Source organism: Geminisphaera colitermitum TAV2, from assembly GCF_000171235.2.
Lineage (GTDB): Bacteria > Verrucomicrobiota > Verrucomicrobiia > Opitutales > Opitutaceae > Geminisphaera > Geminisphaera colitermitum.
Genome location: NZ_ABEA03000071.1, coordinates 1 through 21,747 on the forward strand (window position 1 = coordinate 1; position 21,747 = coordinate 21,747).

At 57.6% G+C, this 21,747-nt stretch carries 26 protein-coding genes; 22 read left to right on the forward strand and 4 right to left on the reverse strand.

What is annotated here, in order from left to right:
- Window positions 1-1,239 (forward strand): M16 family metallopeptidase (locus OBACDRAFT_RS07485; RefSeq protein ID WP_043584313.1); only part of this gene is annotated, 1,239 nt, incomplete at its 5' end.
- Between the two features lie 17 nt (window positions 1,240-1,256).
- Here OBACDRAFT_RS07485 and OBACDRAFT_RS07490 read toward each other — a convergent pair.
- A complete protein-coding gene (locus OBACDRAFT_RS07490; protein ID WP_043584320.1) occupies window positions 1,257-2,096 on the reverse strand; it encodes an aldo/keto reductase in 840 nt (279 codons plus the stop codon).
- A gap of 271 nt (window positions 2,097-2,367) precedes the next feature.
- Between OBACDRAFT_RS07490 and rpsL the strand changes: the two genes are divergently transcribed.
- The 18 genes from rpsL to OBACDRAFT_RS07580 all read left to right on the forward strand — a co-directional run bounded on the left by rpsL (window position 2,368) and on the right by OBACDRAFT_RS07580 (window position 13,128).
- Entirely contained in the window at window positions 2,368-2,751 is a 384-nt protein-coding gene (gene rpsL / locus OBACDRAFT_RS07495; protein ID WP_043584323.1) for a 30S ribosomal protein S12, read from the forward strand.
- 58 nt (window positions 2,752-2,809) lie between these two features.
- Window positions 2,810-3,283: a 30S ribosomal protein S7 gene (gene rpsG / locus OBACDRAFT_RS07500; RefSeq protein WP_043584325.1), complete on the forward strand. Its 474-nt coding sequence runs from the start codon at window positions 2,810-2,812 to the stop codon at window positions 3,281-3,283.
- Between the two features lie 21 nt (window positions 3,284-3,304).
- The gene (fusA, locus tag OBACDRAFT_RS07505; protein ID WP_043584327.1) at window positions 3,305-5,500 is read left to right on the forward strand and encodes an elongation factor G; all 2,196 of its coding nucleotides are present in this window, start codon (window positions 3,305-3,307) and stop codon (window positions 5,498-5,500) included.
- Window positions 5,501-5,535: 35 nt separating this feature from the next.
- On the forward strand, window positions 5,536-5,844 hold the full coding sequence (gene rpsJ / locus OBACDRAFT_RS07510; protein ID WP_043584329.1) for a 30S ribosomal protein S10: 309 nt from the start codon (window positions 5,536-5,538) through the stop codon (window positions 5,842-5,844).
- Window positions 5,845-5,987: 143 nt separating this feature from the next.
- On the forward strand, window positions 5,988-6,635 hold the full coding sequence (gene rplC, locus OBACDRAFT_RS07515) for a 50S ribosomal protein L3 (protein ID WP_043584332.1): 648 nt from the start codon (window positions 5,988-5,990) through the stop codon (window positions 6,633-6,635).
- A 10-nt stretch (window positions 6,636-6,645) separates the two neighbouring features.
- Window positions 6,646-7,290: a 50S ribosomal protein L4 gene (gene rplD, locus OBACDRAFT_RS07520; RefSeq protein WP_043584334.1), complete on the forward strand. Its 645-nt coding sequence runs from the start codon at window positions 6,646-6,648 to the stop codon at window positions 7,288-7,290.
- Entirely contained in the window at window positions 7,290-7,571 is a 282-nt protein-coding gene (gene rplW / locus OBACDRAFT_RS07525; protein WP_043584336.1) for a 50S ribosomal protein L23, read from the forward strand. Before rplD ends, rplW begins: the two co-directional genes overlap by 1 nt.
- 24 nt (window positions 7,572-7,595) lie before the next feature.
- Window positions 7,596-8,462 carry a 50S ribosomal protein L2 gene (gene rplB / locus OBACDRAFT_RS07530; protein WP_043584339.1) on the forward strand — a complete coding sequence of 289 codons (867 nt, stop codon included), beginning with the start codon at window positions 7,596-7,598 and terminating at the stop codon, window positions 8,460-8,462.
- 22 nt (window positions 8,463-8,484) lie between these two features.
- Window positions 8,485-8,760, forward strand: a complete 276-nt coding sequence (gene rpsS, locus OBACDRAFT_RS07535; protein WP_043584340.1) for a 30S ribosomal protein S19 — start codon at window positions 8,485-8,487, stop codon at window positions 8,758-8,760.
- A gap of 29 nt (window positions 8,761-8,789) precedes the next feature.
- Window positions 8,790-9,128: a hypothetical protein gene (locus OBACDRAFT_RS07540; protein WP_043584341.1), complete on the forward strand. Its 339-nt coding sequence runs from the start codon at window positions 8,790-8,792 to the stop codon at window positions 9,126-9,128.
- Window positions 9,129-9,258: 130 nt separating this feature from the next.
- The gene (gene rplV / locus OBACDRAFT_RS07545) at window positions 9,259-9,606 is read left to right on the forward strand and encodes a 50S ribosomal protein L22 (RefSeq protein ID WP_043584348.1); all 348 of its coding nucleotides are present in this window, start codon (window positions 9,259-9,261) and stop codon (window positions 9,604-9,606) included.
- 12 nt (window positions 9,607-9,618) lie between these two features.
- Window positions 9,619-10,257, forward strand: a complete 639-nt coding sequence (gene rpsC, locus OBACDRAFT_RS07550) for a 30S ribosomal protein S3 (RefSeq protein ID WP_043584352.1) — start codon at window positions 9,619-9,621, stop codon at window positions 10,255-10,257.
- Between the two features lie 50 nt (window positions 10,258-10,307).
- A complete protein-coding gene (gene rplP, locus OBACDRAFT_RS07555) occupies window positions 10,308-10,730 on the forward strand; it encodes a 50S ribosomal protein L16 (RefSeq protein ID WP_007359190.1) in 423 nt (140 codons plus the stop codon).
- A 28-nt stretch (window positions 10,731-10,758) separates the two neighbouring features.
- A complete protein-coding gene (rpmC, locus tag OBACDRAFT_RS07560; RefSeq protein ID WP_043584353.1) occupies window positions 10,759-10,971 on the forward strand; it encodes a 50S ribosomal protein L29 in 213 nt (70 codons plus the stop codon).
- A gap of 29 nt (window positions 10,972-11,000) precedes the next feature.
- Window positions 11,001-11,339, forward strand: coding sequence for a 30S ribosomal protein S17 (rpsQ, locus tag OBACDRAFT_RS07565; protein ID WP_043584354.1), 339 nt, complete (start codon window positions 11,001-11,003; stop codon window positions 11,337-11,339).
- A gap of 38 nt (window positions 11,340-11,377) precedes the next feature.
- Window positions 11,378-11,743 carry a 50S ribosomal protein L14 gene (gene rplN, locus OBACDRAFT_RS07570; protein ID WP_043584356.1) on the forward strand — a complete coding sequence of 122 codons (366 nt, stop codon included), beginning with the start codon at window positions 11,378-11,380 and terminating at the stop codon, window positions 11,741-11,743.
- 1 nt (window position 11,744) lies between these two features.
- Window positions 11,745-12,020: a 50S ribosomal protein L24 gene (gene rplX / locus OBACDRAFT_RS07575; protein WP_043584358.1), complete on the forward strand. Its 276-nt coding sequence runs from the start codon at window positions 11,745-11,747 to the stop codon at window positions 12,018-12,020.
- A gap of 280 nt (window positions 12,021-12,300) precedes the next feature.
- Complete coding sequence (locus tag OBACDRAFT_RS07580) at window positions 12,301-13,128, forward strand: 5'-3' exonuclease (RefSeq protein ID WP_232766799.1); 828 nt, start codon at window positions 12,301-12,303, stop codon at window positions 13,126-13,128.
- 516 nt (window positions 13,129-13,644) lie between these two features.
- Here the strand turns inward: OBACDRAFT_RS07580 and OBACDRAFT_RS25105 are convergent.
- Window positions 13,645-14,049, reverse strand: a complete 405-nt coding sequence (locus OBACDRAFT_RS25105) for a type II toxin-antitoxin system VapC family toxin (RefSeq protein ID WP_052361421.1) — start codon at window positions 14,047-14,049, stop codon at window positions 13,645-13,647.
- Window positions 14,050-14,879: 830 nt separating this feature from the next.
- Between OBACDRAFT_RS25105 and OBACDRAFT_RS25110 the strand changes: the two genes are divergently transcribed.
- The 3 genes from OBACDRAFT_RS25110 (at window position 14,880) to OBACDRAFT_RS07600 (ending at window position 19,538) form a co-directional block, all read left to right on the forward strand.
- Window positions 14,880-15,593 (forward strand): type II secretion system protein, encoded by a 714-nt coding sequence (locus OBACDRAFT_RS25110; protein ID WP_052361423.1) that lies wholly within the window; start codon window positions 14,880-14,882, stop codon window positions 15,591-15,593.
- 147 nt (window positions 15,594-15,740) lie between these two features.
- On the forward strand, window positions 15,741-17,930 hold the full coding sequence (locus OBACDRAFT_RS07595; protein ID WP_043584360.1) for a tetratricopeptide repeat protein: 2,190 nt from the start codon (window positions 15,741-15,743) through the stop codon (window positions 17,928-17,930).
- 183 nt (window positions 17,931-18,113) lie between these two features.
- Window positions 18,114-19,538 (forward strand): hypothetical protein, encoded by a 1,425-nt coding sequence (locus OBACDRAFT_RS07600; RefSeq protein WP_125068312.1) that lies wholly within the window; start codon window positions 18,114-18,116, stop codon window positions 19,536-19,538.
- Here the strand turns inward: OBACDRAFT_RS07600 and OBACDRAFT_RS07605 are convergent.
- Both OBACDRAFT_RS07605 and OBACDRAFT_RS07610 read right to left on the reverse strand, forming a co-directional pair.
- The gene (locus tag OBACDRAFT_RS07605) at window positions 19,528-20,226 is read right to left on the reverse strand and encodes a glycosyltransferase family 2 protein (RefSeq protein WP_043584364.1); all 699 of its coding nucleotides are present in this window, start codon (window positions 20,224-20,226) and stop codon (window positions 19,528-19,530) included. The genes OBACDRAFT_RS07600 and OBACDRAFT_RS07605 overlap by 11 nt on opposite strands.
- Window positions 20,227-20,358: 132 nt before the next feature.
- Window positions 20,359-21,177: a polyprenyl synthetase family protein gene (locus OBACDRAFT_RS07610; RefSeq protein ID WP_232766801.1), complete on the reverse strand. Its 819-nt coding sequence runs from the start codon at window positions 21,175-21,177 to the stop codon at window positions 20,359-20,361.
- Window positions 21,178-21,747: the final 570 nt, after the last annotated feature.

Sequence of the window (21,747 nt, forward strand, 5' to 3'; positions counted from 1 at the left end):
ACCCGCGCCGCGCCCGCCCTGCCGGAGCCCGTGACGCTGTCCAACGGCGCGCGCCTGCTCCTGCTGCCCAACCGCCGTCTGCCCAATCTCCACCTGCGCCTCATCTGCGAAGGCGGCCCTCTGCACGAACCCGCCGACCGCCGCGGCCTCACCAACCTGCTCGCCACCCTCCTCACGCGTGACACCGCAAAACGCGACGCGGCCGCCGTGGCCCGCGCCATCGAGGAAGTCGGCGGCGCGCTGTATCCATTTTCTGGAAACAACTGCTTCGGCCTCGCCGTCGAAGTCCTTCCGTCCGACACGACCCGCGCGCTCGGCCTGCTGGCGGATGCGATCTATCAACCCACGTTCGCGCGCGGCACCTTTGAGATCGAACGCGACGCCAAGCTCGCCGACTTGCAACAAGATGCCGACGACGTGGTGACGGTTGGCCGCAAGCTCCTGCGCCGCCATTTTTTTGGCGACTATCCGCTCGCCATCGACGCCAACGGCGACGCCGCCCATTTGCGCGCCGCCTCCCCCGCCGATGTACGCAAGCTCTGGCAGCGCCTGCGCACCGGCAAGAACACCGTGCTCGTGGCCGCCGGCGATTTTGATCCGGCCCGGCTCGGCCCCCGGCTCGAAACCCTGCTCGGCAAACTGCCGCGCGGCTCCGCGCCGGTGCGTCCCTCGCGCTTTGTCTCACCCGCGCAACCGGGTGAGTTTATCGAGAAACAGCCGCGCGAGCAGGCGGTGGTTTTTGATGCGTTCGCCGGACCCGCCCTCACAGACGACGATTATGCGGCGAGCGACGTGGCCGACGAATTGTTCAGCGGCATGTCGTCGCGCCTGTTTGAGCGCGTGCGCGAGGAGAAAGGCCTGGCGTATTTCGTACGCGCGAGCCGCGTGGTGGGCGTGGAGGCGGGGCTGTTTGGATTCTACGCCGGCACGGCGCCGGGCAAGGAGGCGGACGTGCTGGCCGAGTTCGATGCCGAGGTGGCGCGCGTGCAGGCGGGCGACATTGGCGACGAGGAGCTTGAGCGTTGCCGTACGCGACTGAAGGCGGGACGGCGAATGTCGCTGCAAACCAACGCATCGCAGGCGATGCAACATGGCATCAATCTATTGTTTGGCCTGCCGCCGGAGCGTTTTGAGGACTACGACCGCAAGATCGACACCGTATCGAAGGATACACTACGCGACTTCGCCCGCCGCCGCTTCGACCGCGCCCGCCGCGTGCGGCTGGTGGTGCGGCCATAGATAAGGCTGGCCGCCGCTCACACCCCCATCGCCATCTTGTCCGGATGCGAGCCGATGCGACCGGCTTCGCCCGCGTCGAGCGACGCGATGGCGGCCATGTCTTCAGCGTCGAGAGTGAAGTCGAACACGTTGGCGTTTTCCGCAATGCGCGACGGCGTCACCGACTTGGGGATCACCACGAGGCCTTGCTGGATGTGCCAGCGGATGATGACCTGCGCCGCGCTCCTGCCGTGTTTTTGTGCGATGCCCGCGAGCACAGGATCGGCGAGCAGCGTGCCCTGGCCCAGCGGACTCCACGCTTCGGTGACAATGCGATGTTTCGCATGAAACGCACGCAACTCGTGTTGCTGAAGACGCGGATGCAGTTCCACCTGGTTAACCACGGGGACGATGCCAGTCTCATCGAACAGACGCTGGAGATAGACGGGAGTGAAATTGGAAACACCGATGGAGCGCGCCAGACCATCAGCCTTGATCTTGGCAAGCGCTTTCCAAGTGTCCACATAACGGTCGATTTTAGGTACCGGCCAGTGGATGAGATAGAGATCGACGTATTCGAGTTGCAGGCGGCCAAGGCTCTCGCGCACCGCGCGGAGAGTGGAGTCATACCCTTGGGCGCTGTTCCATACTTTGGTTGTGATGTAGAGTTCCTTGCGAGGCAGGCCCGAGGCACGAATGGCGCGGCCAACGCCCTCCTCGTTGCCATAGATGGGGGCGGTGTCGATTGCGCGGTAACCTGCGTTGAAGGCGGCCTGAATGGGGACTCCGGCACCATCGTCTGGCATTTGCCAGACGCCGAGTCCGAGTTGGGGGATGCTGGTGCCGTCGCTGAGGGGGAGGGTCGGAATCATGCGCATGGTGTAACACCAAGCGCGCGGCTGAAGTTTTCTCCACACTTTTCTTCCCTTTTCACTGTTTCGACTTGTGCGTTTCGGTCCAGCCCGTAGTGATCGACCTTTCACACGCCACCATGCGTGCTCCCGGCAACGGCCAGTAGCCTCCGTTGTCGTCGCGGTGTTCATGGGCGTTTTCCGAATTTCGTCATTCCGCGCGAAAAAGTTCTTGCCGTGCCAATACGGCGGAGTAGTTTCCGCGCCTTTTTCCACTTTTCACAGCCACCAACTCGCTATGCCAACCATCAACCAACTCGTGCGCAAAGGCCGCCGCCAAATTCGCGTGAAATCCAAGTCTCCCGCCTTGGACGGCAATCCTTTCCGCCGCGGCGTGTGCGTGCAGGTCATGACCCGCACCCCCAAGAAGCCTAACTCCGCCATCCGCAAGGTTGCCAAAGTTCGTCTCACCAACGGCAGCGAAGTCATCTCCTACATCCCGGACGAAGGCCACAACCTTCAAGAACACTCCATCGTGCTGGTCCGCGGTGGCCGTGTGAAGGACTTGCCCGGTGTGCGTTATCACATCGTCCGCGGCACCCTCGACGCCACTGGTGTTGAGAAACGTCGCCGCTCCCGCTCCAAATACGGCGTCAAACGCCCGAAGAAGGATAAGAAGTAAGCCTCCCCCCCCCCCCCCCCCCTCCGTCCATTTAACCTGAACCGATCTTTAACACGCCATGTCACGCCGCCACAGAGCAACCAAGCGCCACACCGAGCCCGATATTCGCTATAACAGCACGCTCGTTGCCCACCTCGTCACCGTCGTTATGCAAGACGGCAAAAAGAACCTCGCCGAGCGCATCGTTTACGGCGCGTTTGAAAAAGTTTCCGCCAAGCTCGAAAAGGGTGATCCCGTGGATCTGCTCATCGGCGCGATGGAAAACGCCCGTCCCCGCCTTGAAGTGAAGAGCCGCCGTGTCGGTGGTGCCACCTATCAAGTCCCGGTCGAAATTTCCTATGAGCGTCAGGAGAGCCTTGCTCTTCGCTGGATCGTCGCTGCTGCCTCCGCCCGCAAAGGCATCCCCATGAAAGAGGCTCTCGCTGCTGAAATCGTCGATGCCTACAACAACACAGGCGGCGTCGTGAAAAAGAAGGAAGACACGCACAAGATGGCCCAGGCCAATCGCGCCTTCGCCCACCTCCGCTGGTAACCTCAGGAACGCCCGACTCACATGTCTTTTCACGCAGCCACACAACCCGAAATCACGATTGTCACGGAGAAATCCAAGATTTCTGCCGCCAACTCCAAGGATCGTCCATTCCCGCTCGAATGGACCCGCAACATTGGTATCGCCGCGCACATCGACGCCGGCAAGACGACCACCTCCGAGCGCATCCTTTTCTACACCGGCTCCGTCCACAAGATGGGCGAAGTGCACGAAGGCACAGCAGTCACCGACTGGATGGAACAAGAGCGCGAACGTGGCATCACCATCACCGCCTCCGCCATTTCCTGCGCCTGGTTCGCCTCCTACGGTCCGTGGAAAGGCATCAAGCAGCGCATCAACATCATCGACACTCCCGGCCACGTTGACTTCACCGCCGAGGTCGAACGCTCCATGCGTGTTCTCGATGGTGCCGTTGCCGTGTTCTGCGCCGTTGCCGGCGTGCAGCCCCAATCCGAAACCGTCTGGCGTCAGGCCAACAAATACGGCGTTCCCCGCGTTGCCTTCATCAACAAGATGGACCGCACCGGAGCCGACTTCTTCCGCGCCGTTTCCGAAATGCGCGAGAAGCTCAAGGCCAACGCTCACCCCCTCTACATCCCGATCGGCAAGGAAGAAAACTTCTCCGGCGTGATCGACCTCGTTCAGAGCTACGCTTACATCTTCACCGACTCGCAGGATCTTGACCTTGAACCCATCAAGCACCCGATCCCCGCCGACATGGTGGATGACGTTAAGATGTACCGCGACCAGTTGATCGAAGCCGTTTCCGATTTCGACGACGCCCTCGCTGAAAAATACCTCGAAGGTGGCGAAATCTCTGCCGAAGAGCTCATCCCCGCCGTCCGCAAAGCCACCATCTCGCTCAAGTTTACCGGTGTTGTCCCTGGTTCCGCCTTCAAGAAAAAAGGCATCCAGCGCCTCCTCGATTGCGTTGTTAACTACCTGCCCAGCCCGCTCGACCTTCCCCCCATGGGTGGCGTCGATAGCGACGGCAAGGAAGTGTTCGTCGCCGCCGACGACAACGCCAAGCTCGCTGGTCTCGCCTTCAAGCTCTGGACCGACCCCTTTGTCGGCAAGCTCGTGTTCTTCCGCGTTTACACCGGCAAGCTCCTCAAAGGCACCGCCGTTTACAATCCCCGCACCCGCCGCAGCGAACGTTGCTCACGCCTCGTTCTCATGCGCGCCATGGACCGCGAGGAAATTGATGTCGCCTACTCTGGTGACATCTGCGCCGTCGTCGGCGTCAAAGACGTCATCACTGGTGACACCTTCTGCGACGAAGACCTCGACATCCGCCTTGAGCCGCCGTCCTTCCCCGAGCCCGTTATCTCCATGTCGGTCGAACCCAATTCGAAAGCCGACCAGGAAAAACTCTCGACCGGACTCCAACGCCTCGTTGCCGAAGATCCCACCCTCAAGGTCAAGACCGACCAAGACACCGGACAAACCATTCTCTCCGGCATGGGCGAGCTTCACCTCGAAATCATTCTCGACCGCCTCAAGCGCGAATTCAAAGTCGAAGCCACCTCCGGCAAACCTCAGATCGCCTACCGTGAGACCGTCCTCGGCAACGCCGATGGCGAAGGCAAGTTCATCCGTCAGACCGGTGGCAAAGGCCAATACGGTCACGCCGTGGTCAAGATCGAACCCAACGAAAAAGGCAAGGGCGTCGAAGTCATCAACGAGATCGTTGGCGGCGTCATTCCCAAGGAATTCATCAAGCCCACCACCGAAGGCATCCTCGAAGGCACCAACAATGGCGTCGTTGCCGGCTACCCGGTCGTGGACGTCAAGGTGCGCATCGTTGACGGCTCCTTCCACCCGGTGGACTCGTCCGAAATCGCCTTCAAGATGGCCGGCATCTTCGCCTTCAAGGAAGCGATGAAGAACGCCAAGCCCATCCTGCTCGAACCCATCATGGGCGTCGAACTCACCACTCCCGAAGAGTATCAGGGCGACCTCATGGGCGACATCAACCGTCGCCGTGGTTCCATCCAAGGCATTGAGAACAAAAACGGTGCCGCCATCGTCACCGCTCACGTTCCCCTTGAGCTCCTCTTCGGCTACGTCACTGACATCCGCTCCCTCTCCAAGGGACGCGCCAGCGCCTCCATCACACCGTCCCACTTCGAACAAGTGCCGGCGAACCTCCTTGCCAAGATCGTCGAGTCCTCCAGCCGGGCTCCCGCTCGCAGCTAACCCACCCGTTCTTTCAACCGTTCTTTTCCAAGCCCATGAAAGGCCAACGCATTCGCATCAAACTCCAAGGTTTCGACTATCGCGTGATCGACCAGTCCGCCTCGGAGATCGTCGAAACGGCAAAGCGCTCCGGAGCCCGTGTTTCGGGTCCCGTTCCCTTGCCCGTCCGCATTGACAAACTCTCTGTCAACCGCTCCCCGCACGTGGATAAAAAATCCATGGAGCAGTTTGAGACGCGCACTCACAAGCGCCTCATCGACATCATTGAACCCACCGCGCAGACGGTCGATGAGCTCAAAAAGCTCAACCTCCCCTCCGGTGTGGACATCACCATCAACGTCTGAGTCGCCTCACCGCACTTCTGACTTTTATCGAAACAACACACGTTTTTTTCCACAGTTTAGCGGCCCTCCGGCGGGCCTCATCCGCCGGAACCTCTAATGTAGGCAACTTAAACGGATCCAACCATCCACCTACCGCTTAGCCCATGATCTCAACGCTCCTAGGCAAAAAGATCGGAATGACGCAGGTCTATGACGCCCAAAACGTCCTGGTCCCCGTCACCGTGGTCGAAGCCGGGCCCTGCCCGGTCGTCCAAGTCAAAACCACCGAAACCGACGGCTACAACGCCGTCCAACTCGGTTTCTCGGTCAAAAAGGCCAAGAATACGCCCAAGGCCGAACAGGCCCACGCCGCCAAGGCCGGGCTCGAAAACACTCCTCGCGTTCTCGGCGAGGTCCGCCTCAACGAAGCCCCCACGCTCAAAGCCGGTGACGTCGTCACCGTTGCCGCCTTCAAAGAAGGCCAGATCGTCGATGTTATCGGCATCACCAAAGGCAAAGGCTTCCAAGGCGTCGTCCGCCGCTTCCGTGTCGCTGGCGGTCCCGCTTCGCACGGCTCCATGTTCCACCGCCGCATCGGCTCCATCGGCATGCGCCAGACACCCGGCCGCTCTTGGAAAAACCAGAAGATGCCCGGCCACATGGGCAGCCAGCAACGCACCGTCCAGAACCTCACCATCGTGAAAATTCTGGCCGACAAAAACCTCCTCCTTGTCAAAGGGGCCATCCCCGGCGCCAACGGTGACGACGTAATCGTCCGCACCGCCATCAAGGGTCAACCCAAACAAGCCTAAAGGAGAACCTATGAAGCTCAAAGTATTTAGCTCCGACGGCACGACTTCCCGCGAACAAGAATTCGCCGGTCTGCCCACCTTCGAAGGCGACAACGCCGAAAAGGGCATGCAAGCCCTCAAGGAAACCATCGTCGCCATTCGCGCCAACCAACGTCAAGGCACCCGCTCCACCAAAACCCGCGGCGAAGTCCGTGGCGGTGGCAAAAAGCCCTGGCGTCAAAAAGGTACCGGACGCGCCCGCGCCGGCTCCACCCGCTCCCCCCTCTGGGTCGGCGGTGGCGTCGTCTTCGGCCCCCGTCCCCGTGACTTCTCCAAAAAAGTCAACGCCAAGGTCAAAGCCCTCGCCTTCAGCCGCGCTCTCTTCGAACGCGCCTCCGCTGGCGAAATCCTCGCCATCGACGCCTGGCAAGTTGCTCAAGCCAAAACCAAAGCCATCAACGAAATCATCGGACGCATCGCCCCCAAAGGCCGCACCCTGATCGTTGACGCCACCTTCTCCGCCGAGGCCGCCCGTGCCGCCCGCAACATTGAGCGCGTCTCCCTTCAAGAAGCCGCCAACCTCAACGTCGTCGATCTCGCCCAATACAAGCAGATCATCGTGAGCACCCAAGCCCTCGAAAAGATCATCGCCCGCGTCAACGGAGGTAACAACTAATGAAAGCCGACCAAGTCCTCAAGATGGTCCGCCTCACCGAGAAGTCCAACCTGCTCTCGGCCGAGCTCGGCCAATACACCTTCCAAGTTGATCGCGCCGCTGGCAAACACGCCATCGCCGCTGCGGTGGAACAAGCCTTCAAGGTCTCCGTCACCCGCGTCAACGTCATCAACACCGCTGGAAAAGCCAAACGCAGCCGCGTTGGCCGTCCCGGTCGCACCTCTGACTACAAGAAGGCGATCGTGACCCTCAAAGCCGGCGACAAGATTGAGCTCATCTAACCGCCAACAAAGGAGAACTCCACAATGGCAATCCACGCTTATCGCCCGCTCACGCCCTCCCTGCGCTTCACCCAGCTGAACCGCGCCGAAGGCCTCACCAAAAAACGCCCCGAACGCGCACTCACCCTGCCCAAGCCGAAGACCGGCGGCCGTAACGTTTACGGACGCATCACTTCGCGCCGCCGCGGTGGTGGACACAAAAAGCTCTACCGCATCATTGACTTCCGACGCGACCTCATCGACGTCCCCGCCGAAGTCATCGCCCTCGAATACGATCCCAACCGCACCGCGCACCTCGCCCTCCTCAAATACGAGAACGGCGACAAACGCTACATCATCGCCCCCCTGGGCCTGAAAGTCGGCGCCAAGATCGTCACCTCGAACAAGGCGACCCTCAATGATTACGTCACGGGCAACAACTACCCGCTCTCGATCATCCCCCCCTCCACCAAACTTCACTGCGTGGAACTCGTCCCCGGCAAAGGCGCCCAACTCGGACGCACCGCCGGCACCTCCATCGAGCTCGTCGCCGTCGAAAACGGCTACGCCCAGCTCAAAATGCCCTCCGGCGAAATCCGCCTCGTGAACCCCAAATGCCGCGCCACCATCGGTGAAGTCGGCAACGGAGAACACATGAACCGCAAACTCGGCAAAGCCGGCCGCAACCGCTGGCTCGGCAAACGCCCACGCGTTCGCGGTATGGTGATGAACCCGGTTGACCACCCCAACGGCGGTGGCCAAGGCAAATCCAAAGGTGGTGGCGGACGCCAACATCTCGTCTCCCCGTGGGGCCAGCTCGCCAAGGGCTTCCCGACACGCCGCCGTTCGAAACCCTCGAACAGCCTCATCATCGTGCGCCACAACGGACGCAAACCCCGCAACAAGAAGTAAACACCTTTAACGACACCCGCACATGGCTCGTTCCATCAAAAAAGGATTCTTCGTCGATTACCACCTTCTCGAAAAAATCGAGAAGGCCACCAAATCCGGCGCCAAGAAACCCATCCAAACCTGGTCCCGTCGCTCGACGATTACGCCAGACTTCATCGGCCACACCCTCAACGTGCATAACGGCAAGGCATTCGTCTCCGTTTACGTCACCGACAACATGGTAGGCCACAAACTCGGCGAATTTGCCCCCACCCGCGTCTTCAAGGCGCACGGCGGCATGACTCGCAAGGAAATCTAAACACCGGCAAACAACGACGGCGCGCGCTCATGACACACCTTCGGTTGACTGCCGCTCTCTGCCTCGGACTCACCGCCACCACGGCAAACCTCCAGGCAATCAGCTTCACCACCACCCGATCCATCAGCGCCACCACCGTCCTCAACATCCACACCGCCCAAGCCGCCGACATCGTCGTCTTGGGTGCAGGATACGAGGCCGGACTCCGTCAAGGCATGGTCTGCCAGATCACCCGATCCGGCACCCTCATCGGGGAAATCCTCCTCGTTGACCTCCGACCCAAAGCCACCGCCGCCCTCATCCTCAATTTGGAGAACGGCCAGTCCATCCAACCAGGTGACACCGCCTCCGTAAAAACCATCCGTTAGCACCGCATCAGACAACAACCCAAAGGGCAGAGAACGCCCCCTCCGCAAGGAACCCGTTCCACTGTCGCCCTCCCCCCCCCCCCCCCCTCACCAGCGGGGACGGACGGAAGGGAATCCACCCATCCACACAATGGAATTCCAAGCCATCACCCGCCACGCACGCATGTCACCCAAAAAGGTGCGCGAAGTGGCCAACACCATCACAGGACGCCCGGCGCTCGACGCCGTTGACCTCCTCACCATCATCCCGCGCAAATCCGCGCAACTGATCAACAAGACGCTCAAAAGCGCCATCGCCAACGCCGAGAACCACGACAAGACACCTGTCGCCGCCGACAACCTTACCGTCAAATACTCCATCGTTGAACAAGGCTCCGTCCTCAAGCGCTTCAAAGCCGGCGCACGCGGCACCGCAAAACCCCGCAAAAAGAGAATGTCCCACATCCGCATCGTTCTCACCGACGGCGACAACAACTAACTTACCAAGACCATGGGCCAAAAAACCAATCCTGTCGGCTTCCGTCTCGCCGTCCGCCGCAACTGGCAGTCCCGCTGGTATGCGACCAAGAAAGACTTCGCCAAACTCCTCCACGAAGACCAAATCATCCGTGGCAAACTCATGGAGAAGCTGAAACAAGCCTCCGTGCCCCGCATCTTCATCGAACGCGCCTCCAACCGCGTCCGCGTCAAAATCTTCACTGCCCGCCCCGGTATCGTAATCGGACGCAAAGGCCAGGAAATCGAAAAAATCAAGGAAGAGATCGCCAAGCTCACCGGCCGCGAAATCCTCCTCGACATTCAGGAAGTCAAAAAACCTGAAATCGAAGCCCAACTCGTTGCCGAAAACGTAGCCCTCCAGCTCGAACGCCGCATCGCCTTCCGCCGCGCCATGAAAAAGGCCGTCGAAATCGCCATGACCCTCGGAGCCGAAGGCATCCGAATCCAATGCTCCGGACGCCTCGGCGGCTCCGACATCGCCCGCCGCGAATGGCAACGCAAAGGCCGTGTGCCCCTGCACACCCTCCGCGAGAACATCGACTACGGCTTCTCCGAAGCCCAAACCGTCTACGGCAAAATCGGCGTCAAATGCTGGATCTGCAAAAAAGACGAAACCAACGGTGCCGCCTAAGCCGGGTACTCCACCACTAAAGCAAACAACTTAAAAAGGAGACACCCACCATGGCTCTCGCACCCTCCCGCACCAAATACCGCAAAGTCCAGAAGGGCACGCGCAAAGGCAATGCCAAGCGCGGCAACACAATCGCCTTTGGCGATTTCGCCCTCCAATCCCTCTCACGCGGCCCCATGACAGGCCGCCAGATTGAAGCCGCCCGCGTGACGATATCCCGTCACCTCAAGCGCAAAGGAAAACTCTGGATCCGCGTTTTCCCGCACAAACCCATCACCAAAAAACCAGCAGAAGTCCGAATGGGCTCCGGCAAAGGCGGCGTCGAATACTACGTTGCCCAAATCAAGCCCGGCGCCGTCCTCTTCGAACTCGCCGGCGTCCCTGCCACCATCGCCAAAGAGGCCTTCCGCCTCGCCGATGCCAAGCTGCCCTTCCGCTGCCGCTTCATCGTTCGCGAAGGAGCCGTGCAATAAACCTCCAAGCAGAGGAGAACACACCGCTATGAAATCCAAAGAAATCCGCGAACTTTCCACCGCCGAGATCGACACCAAGATCCGCGACACCCGCGCCGAACTCCTCCAACTGCGCCTGCGCAAGCAGACCGGCCAAGTCGAGAAGACGCATCAACTCCACGCACTCCGCAAGGACATCGCCCGCCTCGAGACGATCCGCACCGAGAAAACAACCAAAGCCACCACCGCTGCCGCCGCCTGAGGTCTGCCAAGCGCAACACACACCAACACATGTCCACCACGACAACCGCCCCCGAGCGCAACTCGCGCAAAACCCTCATCGGCACTGTCACCAGTCGCTCTGGCGACAAGTCCATCAAGGTCACCGTCCCCTACAAGGTCCCGCACCCACAATACCGCAAGGTCATCAATCGCAAAACCGTCGTGCACGTTCACGACGAAAAAAACGAGACCAAAGTCGGCGACAAGGTCGAGATCATGGAGACGCGCCCCCTCAGCCGCCTCAAACGCTGGCGCACCATCCGCATCGTTGAAGCCGCCAAAACCGCCGACGGCATTGCTGTCAGCGAAGCCGACGTCGCCGCCAGCCTCGCTGCCACCAAAGGCTGAAACCTCCAACCGCAACACTGATTCACCAGAGATCTGTCATGATCCAACTCCGATCCATCCTCGAAGTCGCCGACAACACCGGCGCACGTCGTGCATCCTACATCCGTAAAACCGGCCAGATGACCGACACCGCCGGCGTCGGCGACATTATCACCGTCAACATCAAGGAAAGCTCCACCGACGCTTCCGTGAAAAAAGGCGAAGTCGTCAAAGCCGTAGTCGTTCGCACCAAAGCCCCCGTCCGCCGTGCGGACGGCAGCTACCTGCGCTTTGACAGCAACGCCATCGTCATCATTGGCGCAGACGGCAACCCGAAGGGCACCCGCATCTTCGGCCCCGTTGCCCGCGAACTCCGCGCCAAAAACTTCATGAAGATCATCTCACTCGCCCCGGAGGTACTCTAACATGGCTACCGTAAAAAAATTCCACGTAAAACGCGGCGATGAAATCGTCGTCCTCTCCGGAGCCAACAAAGGCAAATCCGGCAAAATCCTCGAAATCGTCGCTGACAAAGACCGCGCCCGCGTTGAAGGCCTGGCCATGATCAAGCGCCACGAGAAAAGCCGCGAACAAGGCAAACCCGGCAAAATCGTTGAACGCGAAGGCACCATCCACGTCTCCAACCTCCAGCTGAAGGCGAAGTATGATGCGTCCAAAAAACGCACTGCCAAAGCCGCCTAAACCCGGAACACAACTACCAGAACGCCATCCACCAAAACGGATGGCGTTTTTTTTTGTAACTGATGTTACGTGCCTGAAAAGTGGCGCGGGCGTCCCGCCCGCTGGGAACGCCGAGCCCCAACTCGGCACTCATGACCCAAGTCTCCCACAAACCATGGAGTGCGGCGATTCATCGCCGCTTTGACGGGCCGTTTCAACGGCCCGCCCCTTCCGCAACCCACTGCTTGGAAACCCTAGCCGCAGACTTGCACAACACCGCAACCCTCGCCTCTCTCGACCAATGGCAAAATGGCTCCTCATTGACGGATTCAACCTCGCTTACCGCTGTTTCTTCGCGATCCCCGAACTCACCCGATCCGACGGATTCCCCACCAACGCCCTGCACGGCTGGGTAAAATCCCTCTGGCGCCTCATTGACCAGGAACGCCCCAACGGAGTCCGCGTATTTTTTGACCTCGGCGGCTCGCAAGACCGCCTCGCCCTCCTGCCTGAATACAAAGCCCAACGCGCCGAAATGCCCGAAGCCCTCGTGCGCCAGTTGCCACTCATCAAAGACCTCACGCGCCTGCTAGGCATCACCGCCATCGAGCAACACGGCGTGGAAAGCGACGACCTCCTGGCCGCCCAAGCCGTGACCCTTGCCGCCGCTGGCGACAACGTTCTCGTGGTGAGTTCGGACAAAGACTTCGCGCAAATCGTCAACGACCGCATAACCCTGCTACTCCCCCCGCCGACCGCCAACCCCAAGCTCGGCTGGCGGCGACGCGACACAGCCGGCGTTCTGGAAAAATTCGGAGTCCCGCCCGCGCAGATCGCCGACTACCTCGCCATCGTCGGTGACACCTCGGACAACATTCCCGGCCTTGCGGGCGTCGGCCCCAAGACCGCCGCCAAATGGCTCATCGAATTCGGCACGCTGGACAACCTGCTCGCGCACGCCGGCGAGGTGAAGCCTGAACGCTTTCGTGACCCCCTCGCCGCCCAAGCCGACGCCCTGCGTCGCAATCGTCGCCTCACCACGCTCAATCTCAGCCTGCTCCCCCCCCCCCCCCTGCTGGCAACGCCCCGATTGCCGCACCCGAAATCGGCGCCTTGTACCGCTGGCTAGAACAGATGGAAATGAAATCCACCTTAGCCGAAGCGCGCGCCCGTTACGAACAACCTGAGTTGTTTTAGAGCATTTTCGGTTTATTTTGTCTCACGCGGAGCAACGGTGTCATCCTGCCGCCGGTTCGGAAGTGGCGCGGGCGTCTCGCCCGCTGTAGGGGCGTCGCTTGCGACGCCCGCGCACGCCATTTGAGGTCGTCTCCTGCATACGCGGCTTCGCAAGCGAAGCCCCTACGTGTGGAGCGGGCGTCCCGCCCGCAATGTGCTTCCCGTAGCGCAGGCGTCTCGCCTGCAATCCATAGGTTGCGCGAAGCGCGGTGTTCTCTTCTGCTTCTTGCTGATTCTGTTATTTGGGAAGGCGGCGCTTCGCGCAATAGACTGACTTGCAGGCAGGATGCCTGCGCTACGCTATGGCGCGGGCGTCCCGCCCGCTCCGTGGATTGGACGTGACGAGGCACCTTGCACCTCGTCCGCCGACAGGATGCCGCCGCTCTCTGCGACTCCTGCTTAACATCAGTTACCAAGGATAACGTTTCACGTCAGTAAACCGACTGAAATCCTTGTCAAAACTGGCTACACCCTCCCCATGCCGAACCGCCTCCACAGCCAGCACGGCGTCACCCAAATCGACATTGGCTGAGACCACCCGCTGCAGCGCATCAAGCAAAACATCCTCCCTCTCTACCTCCGCCACCCCGGTCAGCACAAACCTCATCAACACCTGCGCCGCTGCAGGCCTTGTCATCTTGTAAGAGGCTCGCAGGGCATAAAAAACCTCCGCCACCGTCAGCACCGAGATCAGTAACCGCACCTCCCCGGCATTTGCTCTTTCCAGCAACTTTTTGGATTGCGGTGACTGGACAGCGTCATCGTTGCGCAAAAAACGGAGGATGCCATTGGCGTCCAAGAGCCAGGTTTTCATTGTCCCCAAGCCTCACGAGCCTTCTTTTTTTCATTGGCGTCACGCGGGATAGAACTGGCGGCGGCACCAAACAGCGATGCAATGTCAGGGGTCGGTCTCACATGGGCAACGCCATCGGAGGGAGAGTATTTCCAAACCACCTCGCGTGTTTTCCACAATTTGCGGATAAATCCTGGCACAGTGGTTTGCCCCTTACTTGTGATTTGAGTCCTTACCATGCGATTACCGTAAGCCCCTTTCGTAGTCCATCAAGCCTGCCTCCATGCGGCGCAGGCGTCCCGATTGGAAACGCCGTTTTCTTGAAGTCCGCCCGCCCCCCTCTTCGTTCTGCATTGCCACTGAAGTTACGCGGAGCGTCGTGGCGCGGGCGTCTCGCCCGCTATAGGGGCGTCGCTTGCGACGCCCGCGCACGCCATTTGAGGCCACGTCCTGCATACGCGGCTTCGCAAGCGAAGCCCCTACGTGTGGAGCGGGCGTCCCGCCCGCAATGTGCTTCCCGTAGCGCGGGCGTCTCGCCCGCTAGGAACGCCACTTCCAATTCCCCCCCCTCCGTCGCGCAACATCAGATTGTCACCAAAATCCAACTACAAACCACCTTTTCACACTCCCTTCCTCCATCACGCTCACCATCAACGCTGCCAAAACTACATCCCAAAACAGCCATTAACCATCACCGCATTAATGTGTATCAGCGTATTTGCCAGTATATAACAAAAGCGAGGCCTCTCCTTCTTAATTCATGAGAATTCAGCATCAAATTTTCTGCTTGAAATGCGTCTATCCGAGGGGCACGGTGCGAACTGACGTTTACACACCCAACCATTCCCCCTATGACAAAATACATCAAACACCCCCGCAAGGGTTTCACATTGATTGAATTGCTGACGGTTATTGCCATTATTGGCATTTTGGCCGCCATCATCATCCCGACCGTTGGTAAAGTCCGCCAGACTGCCCAACGCTCCGTTGCCTCAAGCAACCTCCGTCAAATTGGCCAAGCATCGCTTATCTACGCCACGGATAATAGCGATAAGCTGCCTGGCACACAAAATGCAACCACTGCCTCTGGAGCAGCGGATGATACAACTATTTTAGGCGTTGCTTATCAGCTGGCTTATCAAGGTGGCCTGAATGATGCCCAAATTTGGTTTGCTGGCTCCTGTACAACTAGCGAGGCACAATCAACGATTATGAGTTCGGATGCCAATAAGACAGTGCTCACTACTTTTAGTAATGCCACGACCTACACAGCTTATGCGTATACTCAAGGTCTGCGTGCCGACGATGCTTCTACCATTCCGGTCGCATTCAGCCGTCAACTTGGAACCGATGGGAAATGGGTAAAAGGAACCGGTACTAACTTGTCCCCTTGGGGTACTGATGGTGGTCATATTGTATTTCTCGGTGGTAATGTTGCTTGGTATAAGGATACCACCGCTGACCGTGCGCTCGTGAGTTCCAATGGCGCAACGAGTGTAAATATCGTTAACACTCTGCCAAGGGCTGTCACCCTGACCACGTTCACCCACAATACCGCCAACTAAAAGCGAACGAGACAGAGTGCCTCCCCAAAAGACCCGCCGTTAGGCGGGTCTTTGCTTTTCAAGCAATGTCTCTAAGCGGGAAGACCTGTAAATCAAGAGATTTACTCTTCATCTTTTTATACGAATTTATGATACTCTCTGAAACTCATGTTCGGAAAAAATATTGATAGCCCCCCCCCTCCCGCTGTCCGAGAAATAGTCAATTGGGCGGCTGATTTTTGGATAATCACATCCATCTCGATTCTTTCAATTTTCGCATTCAGCCGGATTTTCGGATCAGAGCTGGTTTTTGACAGCAGTCTCATCATAGGCGAGGATACCCGGTTGGCCTTATTCAGCGCGACGTCACTTCGGGATATTTTCGTGGAAAATTATTGGTGGCCATCCGCATCCTCAAGCCTTTATCGCCCGCTAACAACCTTTCTCTTTAATATACAATATTCTGTTTTGGGCTTTGCAAAGCAACCGGCGGGCTACCAGCTCATTAATCTGTTGTTGCATATCACGGCTGGTGCGGGAACATATTTTCTATTAATAAAAATGGAATGCCGACGGCATGCCGCCTTTTTGGTTTCAGCCCTGTTTGCCGTCCACCCTTATGCGACCGAGATCATTCCCAATATTGTGGGACTTTCTGACATCCTAGCTTACCTGTCCATCATCGGCATAATGCACATCTTTTTGGACCTTTTGCAGGGACGAAGGAAAATGTTGCCCGCACTCGGTCTTGTACTTCTGATTGGGATTGCCGGGGTTTTGTCAAAAGAGAATGCCATCTCGATCATCGCGCTTCTAATTTGGTATTCATTGACACTTGGGCATGGCCAAATAAAAATACTCTGGGTGACCCGAAAAATATCATGGAGACATGTCTCAATTTTTGCGGCCACCTTGGTGCTGATCAGTGCGGTGGCAATTCTCCCCAAGTTCCATTTTGTCGATGTCAAAGCCGGGCCGGATACAACAGTCGTTGATAATCCGCTCCGAGGTGCAACCTTCGTTGACGCGCGGCTCAATGCTTTTTCACTCCTTGGCGAAAATCTTGTGGATTGCATCGTTCCGCTTTCGTTGTCGGCGGATTATAGTTACGATCAGATCAAACTAGCCAAGTTTCCTCCCCAAGATTCCCATGATGTTTCGGTTTTTGTCGGAGCAGCACTAACGGTTGCTTTTGGGGCGACAGGATTGATCCTGTTTCGCAAAAAACCCGCTCTGTCCTTTACAATCGGAGCCTGTTTTATCATTGCCATGCCCACGGCAAACATTCTAATTCTTATCGGTACCATCCGGGCGGATCGATTGCTTTATCCCTTGATATTACCAGTATTGATGTGCATAGTGATAGTGTTGGACTCCATCCCCCAAAATGTCCGTATCGGGAAATTGTTGCTTCCGCTAAGAAACATAATGACTGGCGGTTCCTACGTCATGTTATTGCTCTTCGCCCTTCTTAGCAACTTCAGGGCCTCCGAGTGGCGGACTCCCGATGTGTTTTGGAAATCCTCTCTGGCCACTGCACCCGATAGTTTTAAAACCAAAATAGGTTGGGCACTGATCTGTTATCGCGACAGGGACAATCTTGCCAAAATCGAGGAAGGAATTGCGCTGTCAAGAATCGCATGTGATCAACTTGCACAAGCCCCATCGCCACAGATCAACGCCAGCGTGACTCCCACGGAAACGCTTGCCAACGGACTCTATCTCAAAACCCATCTATTGATAAAGAAGGAGCAAACGCAACAGGCGGAGGAAGCGTTGCGGGAAACAGAAAAATTGGTAACTTACCTGATGGATGTAAAAAAGGTGCGGGAAAAGGAATACAAGGCATCTCAATTCAACATGAAAAAATCTGGACGAATTACCATTAGCACTACCAATGAGGCAAAAGTGGGGGCCGAGATATTGCGTTATCAAAATAGGCACCAAGAGGCGGTTGCCTTGCTGGAAAGCTGCCTTGATACAAACCGATTCTCCATAAAATATCTCAAGGAATTGGCCAGAGCTAAAATTGACGCCGAAGATTGGAATGGTGGGATGAGACACTTTTTGGAAGCATTGTTGTTGTCTCCCGCCAACACTGATATGAGCCGGGAGGCAGCTTTTGTTTATAAGTATCGTAAATTGCCCCTCAATGCGCAAGCTTTCCCCAAGACTTCGGAAAAGATGCCTGTTACGGCTCCACTAATAGACCTTGATGACCCTCAAATCACACAACTGGCACAACAAGCATTAAAGGAACTTGCGAACGACATGGACAAACGAAATTGGCCGCTTGACAAGGCGTCACTCCTGCGGGGTGCGCGTGTTCGTCTTGGACTATCCATAGAAAACTTATAAACGGCAAATAAGATGGATCTTTTTAGAGTAAACATAAAGGCGTTACGCCACATCCTGACGGATCTTCCATTTATACAAACGCGGAAACGACTCCGCTGGCTGGTTCTCGGTGGGTGCAGCATTTTTGGATTTATTGCCGCATGGATAGGCTCTCAATTTCAAGGGATGCCCGAGCCGATTTCCATGCTCGACCACGCGCGGCTTCTTGCGGCGGAAACCTTGGCATCCGGCAAATTTTCCTCCCCTCCCTCCTCCGGTAGCTTTTTTCTGCAAACCCATCTGACCCTGCAATCGCCAGCCTATGCGGCAGCCTTGCATCCAGGAGAATCATTGCTGCTAGCCTTAGGAACCCTTTGGGGTGAACCGGTTTATGGGCTTTGGTTGGGTTCCGCTATTTTTTCCCTGAGTATTGCGTGGGCAATAGCGGGCTTTGCGTCGCTCCGATGGTGTATTTTGGGAAGCATTTTCGGGACCCTCTGTTACACTTTTTTATGCTCTTGGGGCCAATCGTTTAGTGGCGATATCAACACGGCGATTGGAGTGGCGCTGGCGTGGGGTGCGGTCCGCCGTTACGCCTCGACGCCCACCACTCGGCATACGGCGTTGTTATTTATCGGGTTGGGCTTTGCTTTTTTATGCAATCCCGTGGCCGCTTTATTATTCGCCCCAATTCCTCTGTGGATATGGTTCTCGACGTGGAAAAGACAAAATTTCGTCAAAACCCATTTGGCGACAGCCGTGGTCTTAGTCGCAGCCGCAATGACAATTCAAGGCGTACACAATCACGCTACCACGGGGGATATGCTTTCCAGCGCAGTCAGTTTATATTCTAAAAAATACGCCAACCATCCTTATTTCATATGGCAACAACCTCGGCTTCCTTCGACATTCGATTTCCCCCACATGGAACAATACGATGTTCTTGTGAATGAGATCATGTCCCGCCCCCCCCCTAAGCAAGGAAAGGCATGGCTGGATCGGATTCAGGCAAGCGTCGCTTTTTACGGAGGAATCCCTCTCCTAGTTCTCATTATAGGGGGAGCATGGACCGGACTCAGTAAATGGGGAAAACTACTACTCATTAATGCCCTTATCATATGCACCGGCATACTCATTATTCTCCCCTTCAATTTATCTTCCATCTCGCCCCTCTCCACGGTTCTCCTTTTATTTGGGATTCTGATGATGAGAAAGATATGGACCATCCGCAATCGTATGCATCGGGATTGCTGGCAACTGACATGGCTTCTCGTGATCGCATTCGCTCTTGTTTCATTTTATCGCGGCCCCGGGATCGAAATCCCCATGAATATTGCCCGGCATCTGGAATACAAAAAGAGCATCATCAAACATCTACTAGAGCATAGCCAAGGGAAGCATCTGGTCATGGTTAAATATGATAATGGAGTGCCTCCTTCCATTGAATATGTATTCAACGGAGCCAACCCGACTGATCAGCAAATTGTATGGGCCAGATGGCATGACTCGGCAAATCCCACCGATTTATTCGACTATTTTAAGGGTCGAAATCTCTGGATGCTGATGGTCCATTCCGACACCAAACCGGATTTACGACCTTTCGCTTGGGAAAAGCAAGCTACCCAATAGTATTCCGGATACTATATTTTAGTATCGCCCACACGGCCCGCATTCCATCCCGCCATCCAATCTTTTTTCCTTCTTTATAGGTGCGTCCGCGGTACGCGATACCCACCTCGTAGATCACGCAGTCCAGCTTCGCTACCTTGGCAGTGATCTCGGGTTCAAAACCGAAACGGTTTTCCTCTATCTTGATCTTTTGAATGATCTCGCGGCGAAAAAGTTTATAGCAGGTTTCCATGTCCGTAAGATTGAGGTTGGTGAACATGTTGGAGAGCAGGGTCAGAAAGCGGTTGCCCACCATGTGCCAAAAATACAGCACGCGATGAGGTTCCGCACCGATGAAGCGCGAACCGAAAACCACGTCGGCATCACCGTCGGCGATGGGTTTTATCAGCTTCGGATATTCGTTCGGATCGTATTCGAGATCGGCATCCTGCACGATCACCAAGTCGCCCGTCGCCACCGCGAAACCACTCCGCAACGCCGCGCCTTTGCCTTGGTTCTTTTCGTGAAAAATCACCCGGTCTGCCAAGCCGCCCAATTCGCCGCGAAGGAGGTCGCGGCTGCCATCCGATGAGCAATCGTCCACCACGATGATCTCCTTGTCCGTTACCGGCGCGGCCCGCACGCGATCAAGGATCGTGCGAAGGGTTTTCGCCTCGTTGTAACAGGGAATAACAATCGACAGTTTCATACGTTCGGGGAGCCCTCGCCTGTTTCCGTGCGAAAGCGCCTCATTTGCCGAGAGCCTGATAACGGAAGCAAGCCCTTTGCGGCACAACGGCCGGGATTTCACTCATCCGACTTCCCCTCCCCCCCCCCCCCTTCACCGCAACGCCGCGACCTGCGCGTGGAGCACGTCGCAGAGTTCGAGCAAATGCGGAGTCGCGGGCAATCCGGCGTGAGGCGTTAGCGCCGCCCGGGCGGCGGCGGTCTCGACAGCAAGCGCGGCGGCAACCTGCTCAAAAATACCGTGCTCCTTCATCTGGCGAAGACGGGCGGACAGATCAGGCGAACGCTGACCCGTGATCTCGGCATCGAGCACCATGCGCTCATCCGACGGGAGTTTTTCGGACAGAAAAAGTAGCGGCAGCGTGATTTTGCCGCTGGCAAGGTCGGTGCCGAGAGTTTTGCCAATGCGGTTTTCTTCGCCGAAAAAATCAGCGAGGTCGTCGTAAATCTGATACGCGATACCGAGATGGCGTCCAAAAGTGGAGGCGGCGGGGGCAAAGTCGGGATGGCCGGAAAGGCGGGCGCCAAGATGGCAGGAAACGCGAAAAAGCTCGGCTGTTTTCAAGTCGATCACGCGGTCGTAATCGGCGCGGCTGATGTCGGTGGTGCCACGCCGCAGGGTTTGCACAATCTCGCCAGCGCACACTTTGCGGGTGGATTGGGAAACGGCTGCGCAGACCTCGGTCGTGGGAAACTGGGACGCGAGATAAACGGCGTGGGCGAGCAGTGCGTCGCCCAGCAGGACGGCGGCCTCGGAACCGTATTTGCGCGCGGCGGTCGGGCGATTTCGCCGGACATCGGCCTCGTCCATGATGTCGTCGTGAACCAGAGTGGCGAGGTGAACGAGTTCGACAACGGCGGCGGCACGAACGAGCGGATCATCCGGAAATGCGGAATCAGACGAACGAAGCAATGCACCGATATCGTCGTCGATCCTCCCCCCCCCCCCCCCCCCCCGGGTTTATTGGNGGGGCCCTAAAAAGGGGAGAAAAACCAACGCCGGGGGGATGGGTTTGGCCCAAGGGGCCAAAAAAAAAACCCCCCTGGCGGGAAATTCCGGGGCAAAAGCGGAAAGGTTGTCCCCCCCGAAAAGGGCGAACCGGGGCATTGGCGGGTTGAGCCCCCCAAAAAACGGGGGGAAAAAAACGGGAGGGGGCCGGGGGGAAAGGTGGAAGGGGGGGGGGGGCCTTAACAAGAAAAGGGAAAAGGGGCCCCCCCCCCCCGAATTTTGGAAACCCGGGCCCCCGAGGGGAATGGAAGGGCCCCCCCCCCCCCGAAAAAGGGGCACCCCGGGATCCCCCTTCCGGGGCTTTTTGGTTTTTCCTTTTAAAAAAAAAGAAAACGGGGGCTTAACCCCCCCCCCCCCCCCCGGGGGGGGGGGCAAAAGGGAACCCCCCCCCGCCGGGGGCCCCCCCCCCGGGGGGGAAAAAAAAAAAACCCCCCCCCCCCCCGGGGCAAGAAACGGGGCCGCCCCGGGGGGGGT